Annotated in this window: 16 protein-coding genes; 6 read left to right on the forward strand and 10 right to left on the reverse strand. The window is 68.4% G+C overall.

Annotation, left to right across the window (positions count from 1 at the left end):
• Positions 1-60 precede the first annotated feature (60 nt).
• The 4 genes from LSI54_RS11285 to LSI54_RS11300 all read right to left on the reverse strand — a co-directional run bounded on the left by LSI54_RS11285 (position 61) and on the right by LSI54_RS11300 (position 5,728).
• On the reverse strand, positions 61-990 hold the full coding sequence (locus LSI54_RS11285) for an aldo/keto reductase (RefSeq protein WP_241478409.1): 930 nt from the start codon (positions 988-990) through the stop codon (positions 61-63).
• The gene (gene solA / locus LSI54_RS11290) at positions 987-2,156 is read right to left on the reverse strand and encodes an N-methyl-L-tryptophan oxidase (protein WP_241478410.1); all 1,170 of its coding nucleotides are present in this window, start codon (positions 2,154-2,156) and stop codon (positions 987-989) included. Before solA ends, LSI54_RS11285 begins: the two co-directional genes overlap by 4 nt.
• The gene (locus LSI54_RS11295) at positions 2,153-4,807 is read right to left on the reverse strand and encodes a GcvT family protein (protein ID WP_241478411.1); all 2,655 of its coding nucleotides are present in this window, start codon (positions 4,805-4,807) and stop codon (positions 2,153-2,155) included. Before LSI54_RS11295 ends, solA begins: the two co-directional genes overlap by 4 nt.
• Before the next feature lie 150 nt (positions 4,808-4,957).
• Positions 4,958-5,728, reverse strand: coding sequence for an IclR family transcriptional regulator (locus LSI54_RS11300; protein ID WP_241466265.1), 771 nt, complete (start codon positions 5,726-5,728; stop codon positions 4,958-4,960).
• A gap of 187 nt (positions 5,729-5,915) precedes the next feature.
• Between LSI54_RS11300 and LSI54_RS11305 the strand changes: the two genes are divergently transcribed.
• The 3 genes from LSI54_RS11305 (at position 5,916) to LSI54_RS11315 (ending at position 8,693) form a co-directional block, all read left to right on the forward strand.
• Positions 5,916-6,263, forward strand: a complete 348-nt coding sequence (locus tag LSI54_RS11305; protein ID WP_241466260.1) for a bifunctional 3-phenylpropionate/cinnamic acid dioxygenase ferredoxin subunit — start codon at positions 5,916-5,918, stop codon at positions 6,261-6,263.
• Positions 6,260-7,441 carry an NAD(P)/FAD-dependent oxidoreductase gene (locus LSI54_RS11310; protein WP_241466258.1) on the forward strand — a complete coding sequence of 394 codons (1,182 nt, stop codon included), beginning with the start codon at positions 6,260-6,262 and terminating at the stop codon, positions 7,439-7,441. Before LSI54_RS11305 ends, LSI54_RS11310 begins: the two co-directional genes overlap by 4 nt.
• 85 nt (positions 7,442-7,526) lie before the next feature.
• On the forward strand, positions 7,527-8,693 hold the full coding sequence (locus tag LSI54_RS11315) for an aromatic ring-hydroxylating oxygenase subunit alpha (protein WP_241478412.1): 1,167 nt from the start codon (positions 7,527-7,529) through the stop codon (positions 8,691-8,693).
• Positions 8,694-8,756: 63 nt separating this feature from the next.
• On the opposite strand, the gene LSI54_RS11320 is transcribed toward LSI54_RS11315, so the two are convergent.
• A complete protein-coding gene (locus LSI54_RS11320; protein ID WP_241478413.1) occupies positions 8,757-10,964 on the reverse strand; it encodes a catalase in 2,208 nt (735 codons plus the stop codon).
• Between the two features lie 152 nt (positions 10,965-11,116).
• Positions 11,117-12,028 carry an NADP-dependent oxidoreductase gene (locus LSI54_RS11325; RefSeq protein WP_342357761.1) on the reverse strand — a complete coding sequence of 304 codons (912 nt, stop codon included), beginning with the start codon at positions 12,026-12,028 and terminating at the stop codon, positions 11,117-11,119.
• 340 nt (positions 12,029-12,368) lie between these two features.
• On the opposite strand from LSI54_RS11325, the gene LSI54_RS11330 reads away from it, so the two are divergent.
• Both LSI54_RS11330 and LSI54_RS11335 read left to right on the forward strand, forming a co-directional pair.
• Complete coding sequence (locus tag LSI54_RS11330) at positions 12,369-13,178, forward strand: aldo/keto reductase (protein WP_241471119.1); 810 nt, start codon at positions 12,369-12,371, stop codon at positions 13,176-13,178.
• A 270-nt stretch (positions 13,179-13,448) separates the two neighbouring features.
• Positions 13,449-14,684 (forward strand): glutamate--cysteine ligase, encoded by a 1,236-nt coding sequence (locus tag LSI54_RS11335; protein WP_241466249.1) that lies wholly within the window; start codon positions 13,449-13,451, stop codon positions 14,682-14,684.
• 14 nt (positions 14,685-14,698) lie between these two features.
• On the opposite strand, the gene LSI54_RS11340 is transcribed toward LSI54_RS11335, so the two are convergent.
• The 4 genes from LSI54_RS11340 to LSI54_RS11355 all read right to left on the reverse strand — a co-directional run bounded on the left by LSI54_RS11340 (position 14,699) and on the right by LSI54_RS11355 (position 15,914).
• Complete coding sequence (locus LSI54_RS11340; RefSeq protein ID WP_241466247.1) at positions 14,699-15,148, reverse strand: N-acetylmuramoyl-L-alanine amidase; 450 nt, start codon at positions 15,146-15,148, stop codon at positions 14,699-14,701.
• Between the two features lie 3 nt (positions 15,149-15,151).
• A complete protein-coding gene (locus LSI54_RS11345; RefSeq protein WP_241466245.1) occupies positions 15,152-15,292 on the reverse strand; it encodes a hypothetical protein in 141 nt (46 codons plus the stop codon).
• Positions 15,293-15,387: 95 nt separating this feature from the next.
• On the reverse strand, positions 15,388-15,606 hold the full coding sequence (locus LSI54_RS11350; protein WP_241466243.1) for a hypothetical protein: 219 nt from the start codon (positions 15,604-15,606) through the stop codon (positions 15,388-15,390).
• 80 nt (positions 15,607-15,686) lie between these two features.
• Entirely contained in the window at positions 15,687-15,914 is a 228-nt protein-coding gene (locus tag LSI54_RS11355) for a hypothetical protein (protein ID WP_241478414.1), read from the reverse strand.
• Between LSI54_RS11355 and LSI54_RS11360 the strand changes: the two genes are divergently transcribed.
• Positions 15,902-16,555, forward strand: a complete 654-nt coding sequence (locus LSI54_RS11360; RefSeq protein WP_241466239.1) for a hypothetical protein — start codon at positions 15,902-15,904, stop codon at positions 16,553-16,555. The two genes, LSI54_RS11355 and LSI54_RS11360, sit on opposite strands and share 13 nt — an antisense overlap.
• Positions 16,556-16,561: the final 6 nt, after the last annotated feature.

A 16,561-nucleotide genomic window follows, 5' to 3' on the forward strand; every position in this document is an offset into this window, starting at 1 on the left:
CCCGCGTCGGGCAGAGACACGGTGTCCTCAGAAGCTGATGAAGCTCAGAGGTTCCAGCCCTCAGGGAAGCCGGTGCCCGGCCGCGACCAGCAGCTCGTACCACTCCCGGCGCGAAAGCCTGATCTCGGACCCAGCGGCGGCCTCTTCCACCCGGCTGCCCTGGGTGGTGCCGAGCACCACCTGGATGTCGGCGGGGTGCCGGGTCAACCAGGCTGTGGCGATCCCGGTCGGAGTGACCCCGTGCTGCTGCGCCAGCCGCTCCAGCACAGTGTTGAGCTCGGGGTAGTCCGGGTTGTCCAGGAACACCCCGCTGGGTGATTGAAACGGCGACCATGCCTGGAGCGTGATCGCGTGCCGGCGGCAGTACTCGACGATCTCGGCCCCGGCCGGGGTGACCGCGCCGGTCTGGCCCAGGGTGTTGGCCTGGGCGCCCTCGGTGAGGATCGGGGCGTGGACCAGGGAGAGCTGAATCTGGTTGACCACCAGCGGCTGGGTCACCGCGGTGCGGAGCAGCTCGATCTGTCCCACCGTGTGGTTGGAGACTCCGAAGTGGCGCACCTTCCCGGCGGACTGGAGCTCGTCGAAGGCCCGGGCCACCTCGGCGGGCTCGACCAGGGGGTCGGGCCGGTGCAGGAGCAGGAGGTCGAGGTGATCGGTCTGCAGCGACCGCAGCGATTCCTCCACCTCGGTGATGATGTGCTCATAGGAGAAGTCGTAGAAGGGGCCGTCCTTGACGATGCCGACCTTGGACTGGATCAGCACCTCGTCGCGTTCGGCGCTGGTGAGCTTGACCGCCTCGGCGAAACGGCGTTCGCACTGGTGCGGGGTCTCCCCATAGATGTCGGCATGATCGAGGAAGTCCACCCCGGCCGCTCGGGCACGGTCATAGAGCTCCCGGACCTGTTGGTCGGTCTTGTCCGCGATCCGCATCAGTCCCAGCACCAGCTGGGAGGTGGAGCGTCCGGCGGCGGGCAGTTCGATGGTCCTCATCCCTGCAGACTACTGCGCTGCGGGTCGAAGAGCCCGATGGGGTGCGCGGTGTGCCCGTCCAGCGCCAGATCAGCCAGGATCTCTCCGACCACCGGCACGAATTTGAAGCCGTGGCCGGAGAAGCCGCAGGCCACCGAGACCTGGGGATGCTCAGGATGCAGGCCGATGACGAAGTGCTCGTCCGGGGTCACCGTGTACAGGCAGGTCTTGGCCTGGACCACATCCCCGCTCAGGTGCGGGAACAGCTCCCGCGCGCGGGCCTGCATGCGCACGTTCTCGGCCGGGTAGATGCTGCGATCGATGGTGTTCGCAGTGGTGGGGATGCCTTCACGGAAGAAGCCGAGCTTGAAGCCCCCGTCGGGTCCGTCGGTCATCGGGAACCCGTAGATCTGCAGGTTCTCATACGTCTGCTCCACGTAGACCGGATGCTGTTCCTCGCTCCAGGCGGGGTAGGGGACGGCGTCGAAGTCGGGGGCGAACCAGTGGAAGACCATCCGCTCCACGCTCAGCGGAAGCCGCATCCCGGCGAGCAGCTCTGGCGCCCAGGCGCCGGGGGTGATCACCAGCCGCGCGGCCCGGTAGCTGCCCGCGCTGGTGCGCACGGTGACGCCCTCTCCGTCGGCGGACCACCAGCGGACCGGTTCTTCGAAGTGCAGCTCGGCGCCCTTGCGTGCGGCGACCTCGGCGTTGGCGCGGACCGTCTCTTCTGGTCGCACATAGCCGGCGTTGGCCTCATAGAGGCCCATGGCCTCGTCGTGGGGGTCCATGGTCGGGAAGCGTTCGCGGATCTGGGCGGCGGTGAGCACCTCATGGTCGAGCCCGTGTTCCAGGGCTGCCGCATGCGAGCCGGCGAAGGTCTTGGATTCCGGGTGCCCGATGTAGATGCCCCCGCAGAGCTGCATCAGGTCGCGTCCGGACTCCTCTTCCAGCTTGCGGAATCCGGCATAGGAGCTGAAGAGCAGCGGCACATAGGCGGAGTCCTCGAAATAGGACTGTCGGATGATCCGAGTCCCGCCGTGGGCGGACCCCTGGTCGTGCCCCGGCTGGTAGGTCTCCAGTCCCAGCACCCGGGCGCCCCGTTCGGCGAGCGCGTTCGCCGCGGCACCGCCCATGGATCCCAGTCCGATCACGATCACGTCATAGTCGGCTGAACCCTGCATGCTCATCCCCTCATCCTGGTGCTGCCCGGATCGAAGCGCGGCTCCGCGGCGACGACGGCCGGCAGCCGTTCCCCGAAACAGGCGATCTCCACCGGATCTCCGATGCTGCGTGCCGCACCCTGGGCCGAACCCTCCAGCCAGGCGTAGGCGATGGACTCTCCCACCGTATAGCCCTGATCCGCGCTGGTGACATAGCCCAGCGGGTCGGTCCCGCCGGGGGCGAAGACCGGTTCGTGCCCGAGGAGCACCTGCGCCGGGTCTTCCAGCACCAGACACTGCAGACGGCGCCGCGGCACATCAGCCCCGAGCGCGGCGAGCTTCTTCGCCGCCTCCCCGGTGACGGCGAAGTCCACCCCGGCCTCGACGGGGGTGTGCTCCCGGGTCATGTCGGTTCCCCAGAGTCGGAAGCCCTTCTCCAGCCGCAGGCTCTCGAACGCGCGCCGCCCCACGGGGCGGATCTGCTGCGCCTGGCCGGCGTCCATCAGCGCGTCCCAGAGGAACCTGCCGAACTCCGCCGGGGCGTAGAGCTCCCAGCCGAGCTCCCCGACGTAGCTCAGCCGCAGGGCGAGCACCGGAACCCCTGCCACCCGCAGCTGCCGGGCACGGTAGAACTTGAAGTCCTCATCGGAGAGGTCCTCCGCGACGAGCTTCTGCAGCACGGTGCGCGCCTGTGGTCCCCACAGGCCCAGGCCGCAGGCGCCGGTGCCGGCATCGGTGAGCTGCAGGGTCTCCCCTGCGGCCGGCTGATGCTCCGCGATCCGGGCGCGGAGCCAGGCGGTGTCCAGGGGGCCGTTGATGCCCAGGTGATAGCTCTGCGGCCCGGTCCGGGCCAGGGTGATGTCGGAGAGCACACGTCCTCGCTCATCGAGCAGCAACGCATAGACGATGCCGCCCACGGTCCTGCTCGGGCGCCGGCTGAGCAGCCCGCGGGCGTGCAGGTCCAGCAGGAAGGCGGTGGCGCCGTGCCCTTCTGGATCAGCGTCGGCATCGACGGCGGTGCAGGGTTGAGTGCCGACGGCGGTGCAGGGTTGAGTGCCGACGGCGGTGCTGTGGCCTGTGCTGTGCAGCTGCAGTCGCGACAGCGAGGACATGTCCACCAGCCCCACGTGTTCGCGCAGGTGCCGGGCCTCGCGGGCCGCGATCGGGCTCCAGTGCCTGCCCGACCAGGCGTCTCGATCCGGGAGCGGCTGGTCGCCGAGCCGCGCCTCGCCCAGTCCCTGGTTGGACTCGAACCACAGCGGCCGCTCCCAGCCGGCTGCGGATTCGAAGACCGCGCCGAGCTCCTGCTGCCGCGGGTGGAAGGCCGAGGTGCGCAGCCCGCGCATCCGCAGGGTGGTGGCCTTGGGGTGGATGATGTCGTAGACCTCGTCGTAGGACTCCTCGCCCTGCTCCTGGGCCCAGCGGGAGGAGACCACCGCGGGGTCGAAGCGACCCAGGTCCAGACCGTGGGTGTCGATGCCGGGGTCTCCGGTGGTCATCCAGTCCGCCATCACCTCACCGACGCCGGCCGACTGGGTGACCCAGACCGATTGGGCCATCCACAGCCCGGCGGTGCCCGGCACGGGCCCCAGCAGGGGACCGCCGTCGGGGGTGAAGGAGAAGATCCCGTTGAAGCTGCGCGCGGCGTCCAGTCCCGCCGCACCCTCCCCGCCCCTGGCCAGCTGGGGCAGCAGGCGCTGCGCCTCGGCCCAGGTGGGGGCGAAGTCCTCGGCGGTGAAGGGGTGCACGGCCGGGTGGATCCCGGTGCGCGCGAAGTCCTCCGCGGCGGCGATCTGATCCGGGGTCACCGGCAGCGGTCGATGCTCATAGGCGCCCACGGCGATCCGATCCCCCCACTCGCGCAGGTACATCGCGCAGTCCTGATGCCGCAGCATCGGCTTCACGACCTCGGTGGCCGCGTCGACCCCGGTGGAGACGGGCAGGCTGAACCCGAATCCGTGCTCCACGGGCAGCATCGGCAGCTCCAGCCCCAGCTGATCGCGCGCCATCCCCGGTCCCCAGAGTCCGGCGCAGAGCAGGACGACGTCGGCGGGCAGGGTCTCGCTCGTGTCGACGCCGGATCCCTCGACATCGACGGGACAGATCTGGACTCCGGTCACCTGTGAGCCTGAGGTGTTCACCGCAGAGACCCGGGTCCAGGGCAGCAGCGTGGCTCCCCCGGCCTCGGCTCGCCGGGCCTGGAACTCCACCGCGCGCACACCCTTCACCACGGCGTCGGTCGGGGTGTGCAGCCCGCCGAGCAGTCCGGTGGTGTCCAGCCCGGGCCAGAGCGCGGCGATCTGCTCCGGTGGGATCAGCTGGGCCGGCACGCCCCAGGACTGCGCGAAGCCCTGTCGGCGGCGCAGCTCGCGCAGCCGCTCCTCGGTGGTGGCGAGCTCGATGCCGCCCACCCGCTTGGAGACCCACTCCCCGTTCACGCTCAAGCCGTCGAGCTTCCTCAGCGTGCGCTGAGCCAGCTGCGTCATCGCGCGGTTCGGGGAGGTCTGGAAGACGAAGCCAGGAGCATGTGAACTCGAGCCGCCGGTCTCGAACAGGGGCCCCTGCTCCACCACGGTGACGTCGGTCCAGCCGCGCAGCACCAGTTCATCAGCCACCGCCGCGCCGACGACGCCGAGGCCCACGATCACCACGCGCGGACCCCTGGAGTGCTGCGCCATGTCCCTGCTCCCTCAGCCGCCACCTACTGTTGCTTAGTTCGCAACACTATGGTGTATTACGCACCAGCCTAGGGATACCTCGAGGCCCGGACAAGGGGTCGGTCAGAATTGATCCGCCGGGGACGCGTCCCCCACAACGGAGCCGTGCCGTCAGGGGTGGTTCGGATGAGGAAGGAAGCCCAGTCGATGCTCGAGCTCCCCGGCGGCATCGCGCAGCATCGCCACATGCTCGACGAAGGCAGACTCCGGCAGCCTGAACGCCGGTGCCGTGGTGGAGAACGCCGCCACCACTCCACCCTGCGGTCCGCGGACCGGCACCGCCAAGGCGTTGATGCCCTCTTCCCACTCCGCCACCGCAGAGGCCCAGCCCCGCTGGCGCACCGCGGTCAGCTCGGCGGCCAGCACCTCGGTCGCAGTGATGGTGGAGGCGGTGAATGCCTCCAACGCTCCGCCGAGGACCCGGTCCTGCTCGCTGGCCGGGGAATGCGCCAGCAGCACCTTGCCGGTGGAGGTGGCATGCAGCGGAGCGCGCTGACCCACGTACTGCCGGGCCACGCCGACCATCCGCTGTCCCACCGTCTGTGTGATGGTCACCGCATACCCGGCGTCGAGGATCGCAACGTTGACCGTCTCGTTCAGCGAAGCCGCAGCGGCGTCGCAGCACACCTGGGCATCGCGGGAGAGGTCCACCCGGGCGCTCACCGCGCTGGCCAGGCGGAGCAGCCCGAACCCGAGCCGGTACGCTCCGCGCTGACCCTCCTGCTCGACCAGGTCATGGGACTCCAGCGTCGCCATCAGCCGGGAGGCGGTGGACCGGTGGACCTGCAGGCGCCGGGAGATCTCACTGACGCTGAGCGGGGATTCGACACTGAGCAGCTGCAGGATTTGCGCCGCGCGATCCACGGACTGAACTTCACTCATGTGAGCACCCCTGACTCCTGTCGGCCTGATGTCGTGTTGTTCGGACTTCGTTTCGCTCCGATGAATTCGTCTTCAATTTCGGCCAAACCCTTGACGCACCCTCGGGGCGACCTTGCATACTTTTGTTGTGCATCACGAACGTTGTTGCACTATATGCAACAATATCCTTGAGTGGCGGTGAAGGCAATTGAGTTTCCGAGCCTGTTCCATCGATGACCTGGTTCCCGGCGAAGGCCTGCGAGTCACCAGCGTGAGTCCACCGATCGCCGTGTTCCTCACCGAGGAGGGCACCGTCCACGCCCTGGATGACACCTGCACCCATCAGGACGCCTCGCTGGCGGCGGGCTGGGTGGAGGACTGCCGCGTGGAGTGCCCGCTGCATGAGAGCACCTTCTCGCTGACCACCGGAGAGGTGGACCAGCCGCCCGCCAAGCGTGGAGTGCGGGCCCATCAGGTCACCGTCCGTGACGGGGAGGTCCTGGTGGAGCTCTCCACGGCGGCGCCGAAGCTGCCTCCGGGGGTGGAGGTCGCATGAGTCTCGCTGAAGAAGGTCACCTGCTCATCATCGGCGCCGGCCTCGCCGGCTATCACACGGCGCGCCAGGTGCGCGCCCAGGGTCACGCCGGTCCGATCACGATCCTCGGCGCGGAGGCCCATCCGGCCTATGACCGCCCGGCACTGAGCAAGGCCTTTCTGTGCGGAACCACGGATCTGTGCGATCTCTACCTCGATGACCCCTCCGATCCGCTGGATGCGCGCTGGGTCAGATCCGATGCGGTGACCGCGCTCTCCACGGAGCCGCTGGGGGTGCAGACCGCCTCGGGCACCTTCTACCTCGGCGACGCGGTGGTGATCGCCACCGGCGCCGAGGCGCGGCGCCTGGGCGGTCATGCGATCCGCAGCGTGGAGGACGCCGCCGCACTGCGCGCAGCTCCACTGGCCGGCGCCCGGGTTGCGGTGATCGGAGGAGGCTTCCTGGCGCTGGAGACCGCCGCCACGTGCACCACTCGCGGGGCCGGCAGCGTGACGGTCATCGCCGGTGAGGATCTGCCCGGGCTGCGCCGACTGGGTCGGCCGGTGGCGCGCGCGCTGCACAGTCTGCATGAGCAGCACGGCGTGCGCTTCACCGGCGCTGCCCGCGCGCTGGGCGTGACTCGGGCACCCGGTGATCCGCAGGCGGATCAGGTGGTCACGCTCAGTGACGGCCGAGGGATCCCGGCCGACGTCGTGATCAGCGCGATCGGCGCGAGTCCAGCCACCGAGTGGCTGAGTCGCAGCGCCCTCGCCCTGGATCCCGGCACTCAGGCGGTGCTCGCCGACGACACCGGATTCACCGGGATCCCGGGGGTCTGGACCGCAGGAGACTGCGCACTGTGGTCGGCCCAGCGCACCGGGCTGCGTCCAGTGGGGCACTGGCAGGAGACCGTGGATCAGGCTCAGGCGCTGGCCGCCGCGCTGCTCGGCGGGTCCCCCTCCCCCATGCAGGAGCCCTACCTCTGGTCAGACCAGCATCACGTGACCATCCAGGCCGCCGGCATGCTCGCGCTCGCCGACGAGGTCCAGGTGCTGGCTGGAAGCATCGAAGGAAACGACCTGCTGGTGAGCTACCTGCGCGGAGGCACCGAGATCGGGATCCTGGGCATGAACCGGCTGCGCGAGGTGGTGCGCTGGCGCAAGTCCCGCCGCATCCGCCCGGCCGTCCTGGCTGCCTGAGGCTTCCCGCATCTTCTTGAATCCGCTGGGCCCTCCTGACCTGGTGGACCCCCGACCTGCTGAGCCCCTCACGAAGGACGAACCGATGATCATCGACCAGCTCGACACCCCGCTGACCGGCACCTCGTTGAAACCGACCCCCGCCGGGGTCGCCTATACCGACCCGGAGATCTTCATTCGTGAGCAGGCCGAGATCTTCGAGAAGATGTGGAACGCCGTGCTCCGCGCAGACAGCCTGGCAAGCCCCGGACAGTGGCGCACGGTCACGGTGGGCCGGGAGGAGATCATCGTGGTGCGCACCCGCAAGGCCGGGATCAAGGCGTATCTGAACGTCTGCCGACACCGCGGCATGCGGGTCTGCACCACCGCGGAGGGCAGGTCCAAGACCCTGCAGTGCGGCTATCACGCCTGGACCTATGCCCTGGAGGGCGAACTCGTCGCCGCCCCGAACCTGACCTCGATGCCCGATGTCGATCGCGGAGAACATGGGCTCAAGACCGTCCACGTGCGCGAATGGCTGGGCTACATCTGGCTCTGTGTGAGCCCTGCGGCGGGGAGCTCAGCCCCGCCGTCGTTCGAGGAGACCGTGATGACGGAGGTCTCCACGCGCTTCGGAGAGGTCCAGAGCTTGGAGAACTACGGCATCGAGAAGCTTCGGGTCGGGCAGACCCGGCGCTACGAGGTCGCGGCGAACTGGAAGCTGATCATCGAGAACTTCATGGAGTGCTACCACTGCGCCACCATCCACCCCGAGCTCACCGAGGTCATCCCGGAGTTCGCGCAGGGCTGGGCCTCCCAGGCCAAGGACGAGATCCACGGCGCCTCCTTCGGCGCGCAGGTCGAGGGCTTCACCGTGGACGGCTCCGCCGGCGTCGCGGCGCTGCCGGCCATCGCAGAAGCCCAGGACCGCAAGTACTATGCGATCACCGTGCGCCCGCAGGTGTTCATCAACACCGTGCCCGATCACGTGATCTTCCACCGGATGTACCCGGTGTCAGCGGCGAAGACCATCGTGGAATGCGACTGGCTGTTCCTGCCCGAGGTCGTGGAGAAGCAGCTGGACGTCTCCCGGTCGGTGGAGCTCTTCCACCGGGTCAACCTCCAGGACTTCGAGGCCTGCGAGCAGACCCAGCCGTCGATGTCCTCGAAGGCCTACGACGACGGCGGGGCGCTGGTCCCCAGCGAGCACCACATCGCGGAGTTCCACCAGTGGTGGGCACGACAGATCGGCCCCTTCGCGAGAGGTCGGTGACGTCTCACGGAGGGGCCGAAAGGCTGATGCAGCGCAGCCGTCGCTGAGGACGACCAGCTGGGATCAGGCGAAGCGCTCCCAGGCGCGGTGGGCGCCCATGAGCGTGAAGAGCTCGTCCGTGAGCTTCTCGGGTGTGCCCACCAGGACGCCGGGCGCCGTGGGGGAGACGCCGCTGGCGGCCAGCAACGGGGTGCCCGCGGGGAACACCACTGCCTTGCCGTGGCGATAGGCCTCGGCGGCCATCAGCGTCAGCCGCAGATCGACCTGCGGGTCACCGGTGGGGTCACCGAGCTTGTGGTCGGTGTCCGGGCTGGCCCCGGCGGCGCCGGCGGCGGTCGCGGTGAGGAAGACGATCGCATCGAACTCGATGGACCGTGCGGTGAGGTAGGTCCGCTGGGCCGGGGTGCCGTCGGACAGCGGCGCACCGGTGGGGGCGACCACCAGCGGGACCATGTCCTGGGCATCGATGGCCCTGCGGATCTTCTGGATCGCGTCGATGTCGCTGGACTCATCGACCACCACGCCGACCAGCCGACCTTCGATCGGCCAGGTGCCGCCGATCTGGGACAGCGTGGGGCTGAGCACCTCTGGCTCGACCGGAGTCTGGAGCGGCTCGGGCACCGGAAGGCCGAGGCCCTCGGCCACTCCGGCGGCGAGGTCCGCGTCGATGTGGGTCAGCTGCTGCAGCTGGCGCTCCTTGATCCTAGGCTCGGAGCACTTGGCCAGCTCGAAGGTGTACGCCTGGATCACGTGCAGCTGCTCGGTGCGGGTGAGGCTGCGGTAGAACATCGTGACCTGGGTGTAGTGGTCATCGAAGCTCTGCGGGTTCTCCCGCACCTTCACGCTGGCCGCCACGGGTTCCGGGAAGTCGATCAGCGCGCTGGGCACGCCGGACTCGGCCGAGATGTCCTTGACCGGGTATGGGTTGCCGCCGTCGAAGGAGTTCGGGTGGTATGGGGCCACTCCGGCGTGGTCGGCGCTCTGGTGGAAGCCGTCGCGGAGCATGTCATTGACCGCCGCGCGGGGCCGGTTGATCGGAATCTGCGCGAAGTTCGGGCCGCCCAGGCGGGTGATCTGGGTGTCCAGGTAGGAGAACAGCCGGGCCTGCAGCAGCGGGTCATTGGTGACCTCGATGCCGGGGACCAGGTGTCCCGGGTGGAAGGCCACCTGTTCGGTCTCCGCGAAGTAGTTCTGCGGGTTCTTGTTCAGGGTCATCTTGCCGAGCATCTGCACCTCGGCGAGCTCCTCGGGGATGAACTTGGTGGGGTCCAACAGGTCGATGCCTTCGAACATCTGATCCTCGGTGTCGGGGAAGACCTGCACGCCGAGCTCCCATTCCGGGAAGGCGCCGGCCTCGATGGCGTCGGCGAGGTCCCGGCGGTGGAAGTCCGGGTCCACGCCGTTGGTCATCAGCGCTTCCTCCCAGGTGATGGAGTGCACGCCCAGCTTGGGCTTCCAGTGGAACTTCACCAGCGAAGATTCGCCCGCGGCGTTGATCAGCCGGAAGGTGTGGACGCCGAAGCCTTCCATCATGCGCAGCGAGCGCGGAATGCCGCGGTCGGACATGTTCCAGATGGTGTGGTGCTGCGCCTCGGTGTGCAGCGAGACGAAGTCCCAGAAGGTGTCGTGCGCGCTCTGCGCCTGTGGGATCTCCCGGTCCGGGTGGGGCTTGCCGGCGTGGATGATGTCCGGGAACTTGATCCCGTCCTGGATGAAGAACACCGGGATGTTGTTGCCCACGAGGTCATAGTTGCCCTCGTCGGTGTAGAACTTCGTGGAGAAGCCACGGGTGTCACGCACCGTGTCAGCGGAGCCTCGGCTGCCCAGCACGGTGGAGAAGCGGGTGAACACTTCGGTCGTGGCCTTCTCCGCCAGAAACTTCGCTGAGGTCAGGTGACCGGCGGTGCCGTAGGACTCGAAGACGCCGTGCGCGGCGGCGCCGCGGGCGTGGACCACGCGCTCCGGGATCCGCTCGTGATCGAAGTGCATGATCTTCTCGCGCAGGTGGTGGTCCTGCAACAGAGTCGGTCCCCGGCTGCCGGCCTTCAATGAGTGGTCGGTGTCGCGGACGCGGGCTCCCTGCGCGGTGGTCAGGTACCTGCCCTGCTGCACGCGTCCCGTGTCACTGCCCGGCACTTCGGCGCCCGTGGGGCTGACCGGTGCTGCCGCGCGCTGGTCCTGCTTGGGCGGAAGCGGCTCGCGCGGCTCGACCGGCTGGCCCTCCGTGGGAGGTTCGGCCTGTGGCGCGCCTGGAATATGGATGTCATTCATCGCAACTCTTCTCTGTGGTTTTCGACCAGAGCTGGTCTCACAGAAGAACCGGTTGGCCCTCTCCCCCTGGGATGAGACCTCGCGTGGTCAGGCTAGACCCGCTGGCTGGTGGTCGGCACGACGCGTGAGGCGCGGTGCCGACCGTCGGCGCTTCAACGGGTGGTATCGATGAGGATCTTGCCGTTGGATCCCGACTGGTTGGCCTCCATGGCCGCGGCGGATTCTGCCAGCGGGAAGACGCGATCCACGGCCACGCGCAGGTTGTCTGCGGCGACCTTCTCCAGCAGCGAGCGCAGCCGGTCTCCATCAGGGCGGACCCAGATCCAGTGGCCGCCGTGCTCCTCGACGGAGGGGTCGGCCACGGAGATGTGCCGGCCACCGTCGGCCAGCACTGCCAGCGTGTCGTCAAGGACCTCCCCGACGAAGTCGGCCACAGCGGTGACGCCCTGGGGCGCGGCTTCGCGGACCCGGTCGGCCAGGCCTTCGCCATAGGTCAGCGGTGTCACGCCGAGTTCGCGCAGCTTCGCGTGGTTGTGCTCCGACGCGGTGCCCAGCACGGTGGCCCCGCGCTCGACTGCAAGCTGAGCGGCCAGGTGGCCCACCCCGCCGGAGGCGGCATGGATCAGCAGCGTGTCCTCGGCGGTGATCTCGAGGGTCTCCAGCGAGCGCAGCGCGGTGAGGCCGGCGAGCGGCAGTCCAGCGGCGGAGTCGAAGTCCACCCCGTCGGGGACCCGTGCCACGGAGGCGGCAGGCACCGAGACGTACTCGGCGTAGGTCCCCCCGTGGGTGAAGTCCTTGCGGGCGTAGGCGGCGACGCGGTCACCGGCGGTGAACTCCGGCACGTCGGGGCCGGTGGTCTCGATGACCCCGGAGACGTCCCAGCCGGGGATCACCGGGAAGACGACGTCGATGAGCTGATCCAGCCCGCCGGACATGAGCTTCCAGTCCACCGGGTTCACCGAGGCGCGTTCGATCTTGATCAGGACGGCTCCGGGCGCCACCTTGGGCAGCGGAAGTTCGGTCAGTTCGAGGGTCTGGGGGTCGCCGTATTTGGAATAGCTCATTGCACGCATGGTCATGGCAACCCCCCGGTGAGCGGTTTCTATTCCGCGCCGCTGCAGATCCCTGCCGGCCACGCTCAGCTCCAGTCCGAGGGCGCGGGCGAGGCCACGACCGACCTCAGCGATGCCACCAGCCGCTCCGGGACGGCCTCGGCTGAGCGGGGCACCGTGAACTCTCCAGGAGAAGTCGTTCACGCACTGCGCCGGGTGTCCCAGAGTCGGAATCCGACCCCGGGCAGCTGGCAGTGCTCACCGGCTTCGCCGCGGTTCTGGGCTTCATCTCACCCGGCTCGGTGCAGGCCAGCGCCACCTCCGCAGCGTGCTGAGAGCGTAGGATCGCCGCATGATCGAGCTCAACTCAGGAACTCAGATGCCAGAGATCGGCTTCGGCACCGGCAAGGCCACCACCGAAGCGATGGTGTCCGCCCTGCATGCCGGCTACCGGCTGTTGGACACGGCGCAGATGTATGGCAATGAGGCGGAGGTCGGCGAGGCGGTCAGGCGCTCCGGGGTCGACCGAGCCGCGGTCTTTCTCACCACGAAGCTGAACAACGGGAATCACGCGCCCACCGCCGTCCGGGAGACGTTCACGGAGTCGCTGGTGACGCTGGGCTTCGACTATGTGGACCTGTTCCTCATGCACTGGCCGATGCCGATGCTGGACATCGACTATGTGGACACATGGAAGGCCATGTTAGAGCTCGCCGAGGACGGCCGAGCCCGCGCCGTCGGCGTCTCGAACTTCCAGCCCGCCCAGCTGGAGCGCCTCATCGAAGCCTCCGGTGTGGCCCCGGCGGTGAACCAGATCGAGATGCACCCCTACTTCCCCAACGACGACGCCCGCCGCTTCTGCCAGGAGCGCGGAATCGTGGTGCAGGCCTGGAGCCCGTTGGCCCGCACGGATCAGTTCGGTGATCCGGTGCTCACCCAGATCGCGCAGCGGCTCGGGGTGACTGCGGCCCAGGTGATGCTGCGCTGGCACCTGCAGCGCGGCGTCGTCGCGATCCCGAAGAGCAATTCCGCAGAGCGGATCGCGACGAACATGGACATCCACAGCTTTGAGCTCAGCGATCAGGACATGACCGCCATCGCAACGCTGGACAAGGGCGAGGACGGCCGCCGCGGCGGTCACCCGGATACCTTCACGGGATGATCCTCGCCTCTTCTGGCGGGCATGCCGCAAGGTGCGCACGCCGAGACTGACGCCTGAAAAGTGGCAGGTTTCTGCCGCTGAATGGGTCTGACCTGCGCCTTAGCGAGGACCACCTTCCCATAGTACTTTCGACTCTTCTGCGAGTTGAGGTTCGCAGGTACGCTCGCCTCATCAGCGGGGGCGAAGACCGGCGCGGTCAGCACGGGGGTGTGACTGTCCGCCGGTCTCGTCGCCGTACCCGAATGACTCTCGAGGGTGAGGGACCTGTCCGTGCGAACCTTTGGCGTTGAAGAAGAGCTGCTGCTGGTGGACGACTCTGAGCTGGAGCTCCTGCCGCTGGGGTGGCAGGTCGCGGAGCGGCACGGCGTCCGGACCGAGACCGGGCATGAACTGGCCTCAGAGCTGCAGCAGGAACAGCTTGAGGTGGTCCACCCGCCGCAGACCACGTTGAGTCAACAGCTGGCGACGATCCGCTCGGGCCGCGCCTGGGCGGACTCCTGTGCCGCCGACGTCGGAGGCCGTGTGGTGGCCCTCGCCACCGCTCCCGGGGCAGTGACTCCACACCTGGTCCCGCACCAGAGGTTTCAGCAGATGGCTGGATGGGCGGGCATCACGGCACTGCAGCAACTGACCGGTGGGATGCACGTCCATGTGCAGGTGCACTCCCGGGCGGAGGCTGTGGCGGTGCTGGACCGGATCCGGGTCTGGCTGCCCACGCTGCTGGCGCTCAGCAGCAACTCCCCTTTCTGGGACGACAGCGACACCGCATTCCATAGCTACCGCTATCAGACCTGGGGCCGCTGGCCGAACACCGGGCCACCCGATCTCTTCGAGTCCATCGACGCCTACGACCGGCAGCGCGAATCCCTGCTGCGCTCCCGGGTGCCGCTGGATGACGGCATGATCTATTTCGACGCCCGAATCTGCGAACGTCATTCCACGGTGGAGGTGCGGGTCCCCGATGTCTGCCTGTTCGCCAGCCACGCCGCGGTGATCGCCACCCTGACTCGCGCCCTGGTGGAGACTGCTGCGCGAGATTGGCGCGCCGGTGTTCCCCCGCTGCCGGTGGATACCGCAGTGCTGCGGGCGTGGACCTGGCGGGCCAGTCGCTGCGGAATCGAGTCTCTGCTGGTGGATCCCTTCACCGCGATGCCAGCTCCGGCCGGGGAAGTGGTGACCCACCTGCTCGACACCGTCGCACCGGTGCTCTCGGAGTACGGAGAGGACCGCCAGGTGGATGCGCTGATCAGCGAGATTCTGCGCAACGGGACCGGTGCGTACCACCAGAGGGAGGCCTTCCGTCACGCCGGTGACCCCCGCGACGTGATCGCCGCCGCGCTGCACGCCACCCACAATGTCAGCCATCCGGGCGCCGTCAGTGAGGGACCCTTCGACCAGGGTGCGTCCGATCCGGGAGCTCTGAATCGGGATGCGTCGGCTCGAGAGTCAGCGAATCTGGCCTTGCTGAATCGGGAGTCGGTGAACGCCGGGGAGGACTGGCTGTAGCCCACCCGCACCGCTCAGATCAGGGCGGCGGTGCGGTCCCGGATGTACTCCCAGTCCACGGTGCCCGGGCAGGCGGTGGGGACCACAGACTCGTGCGGGACGATGGCGGTGCGCGGATTCAGGTTGAACTGCCGGCACAGCGTCACACAGCGTTGGATCGACATGTTCAGCGTCTGCGTGGTGGGCGCGCGCTCGGGGTCCGCGGAGTGCTCGATCCCGATGCTGCGCTGATTGAAGGCCCAGTTCCCGGAGTGCCAGGCGGTGTTGTGCACGCTGACGTACTGGTGGATGCGCCCCTCGCCGATCCCGTAGTGCGCACTGACCTGGGAGTTGGGGTTCAGGAAGGTGGCGTCACAGGCAGCCAGGTTTCCCACGATGTAGTGGATGACGATGCGGTCCACGGCGGTCCCGCCCCGACCCACGGTGGAGTTCGGGGAGGTCTTCCAGATCACGTTCTGTTTCACGGGTCAGTTCTCCATATCGTGTGAGACGGCGGTGAGCGTGTCCGCGTCCTGCGCGGAGAGCTCGAGCTGCGCTCCGGCGAGCAGGGCCGGAAGCTGTTCGGTGGTGCGGGCGCTGGCGGAGAACCATTCGCCGAGGATCGTCACAGACTCGCCGCTGCTTTCCCCGACCCAGGCCCAGCAGCGGTCCGCGGTGTCAGTGCTTCCCAGAGCGCTCCTGGAGCCGACCTGCGGGGAGGCGATCAGAATCCCCTCCCCAGCGGGCAGCCGAGGTTGTTCGAAGGGTTCTGCCGCTTCCGCGTGCGGTCATAGTCGGTGGGCTGGCGCCGCATGCGCGGGCGCGGCCGAGTGCGGAACCGTCCCGGAGCCGCCGAGGCGGGCAGTGCCGAGGCGACCGTGACTCCGGCGGCGGTGGCCCCAGCGGCGGCGGCTGTTATCAAAGTGCGACGGGAAAGATGCATTCTCGCAACCTACCGGGCGCTCAGGGGGTCCACAAAGTGAACCTTCCAGGGCGTGTTCAGGGGTGCAGCACCGATTCGCTTCACAGCAGCAGGTTCACGGGGCCCAATGACACCAGCACCAGCACGATGCTGAGGATCTGCATGATCAGCAGCACCGCGCCCGACCCGAGCAGCCCCAGCTGAGCGCCTCTGATTCGACCATCGGGCCAGCCTATAGACTCCGCGCATGGCAGCTGCGCCTGATCCCGCAGCGTCCGGAGTCCGCAGATCAACAGCAACGTGGAGGGTGAACCGTATGGCCGCATCACCAGTGAGCCAGAGCGCCATCACGGCCAGCCTGTTCTATGCGATCGGGGTGGGGCGCATTCCGAGCAGCCAGTCCCCCGCACTCGCCGATGATCTGCGTGACACCGTCACTCGCATGTTGCAGGACCAGGGTGCGGGGGACAGCGTCAATGAGGTGCTCGACGCCGTGCGGGCAGGTCGCGACGCAGTGGCCGGCGACCCGTCGCTGAGCCTTTCGGCGAAGAAGTACGAGGAGCTGCGCAGTCATCTCCTCGCCGCCCAGTCGGCAGCGCCGAACAGGGGCCGGAACGTCTGGCCCATCGGCGCGAGCACGATCCTCAAGCGTGCCGATGGGTCCTGGAGCGCGGCGCTGAAAAATGTCGGGCTGGCCCCTTCGAGCCGAGCGCGGCCCTCCGGTTTCGGCACGGCCCGGTTCACTCCAGCTCAGTTCGGCGCGGCGCTGCGGGACTTCACCGGCCAAGGAGCCAGGGAGGGTTTCACCACCAGCTATCAGAGCTACGTGGACTGGCGGAAGGCCCAGCAGCAGCGTGGGCGCACCGATCTTCCCTCTGGCCCGAGCATCCGCAACACCTACGGCAGCTGGAGTGCAGCCCTGAAGCGTGAAGGGACGCAGCGCGGCGGGGCCGCTCCAGACGGCAGCTGAATCGGC

This window comes from Nesterenkonia sp. AY15 (assembly GCF_022565855.1).
Lineage (GTDB): Bacteria > Actinomycetota > Actinomycetes > Actinomycetales > Micrococcaceae > Nesterenkonia.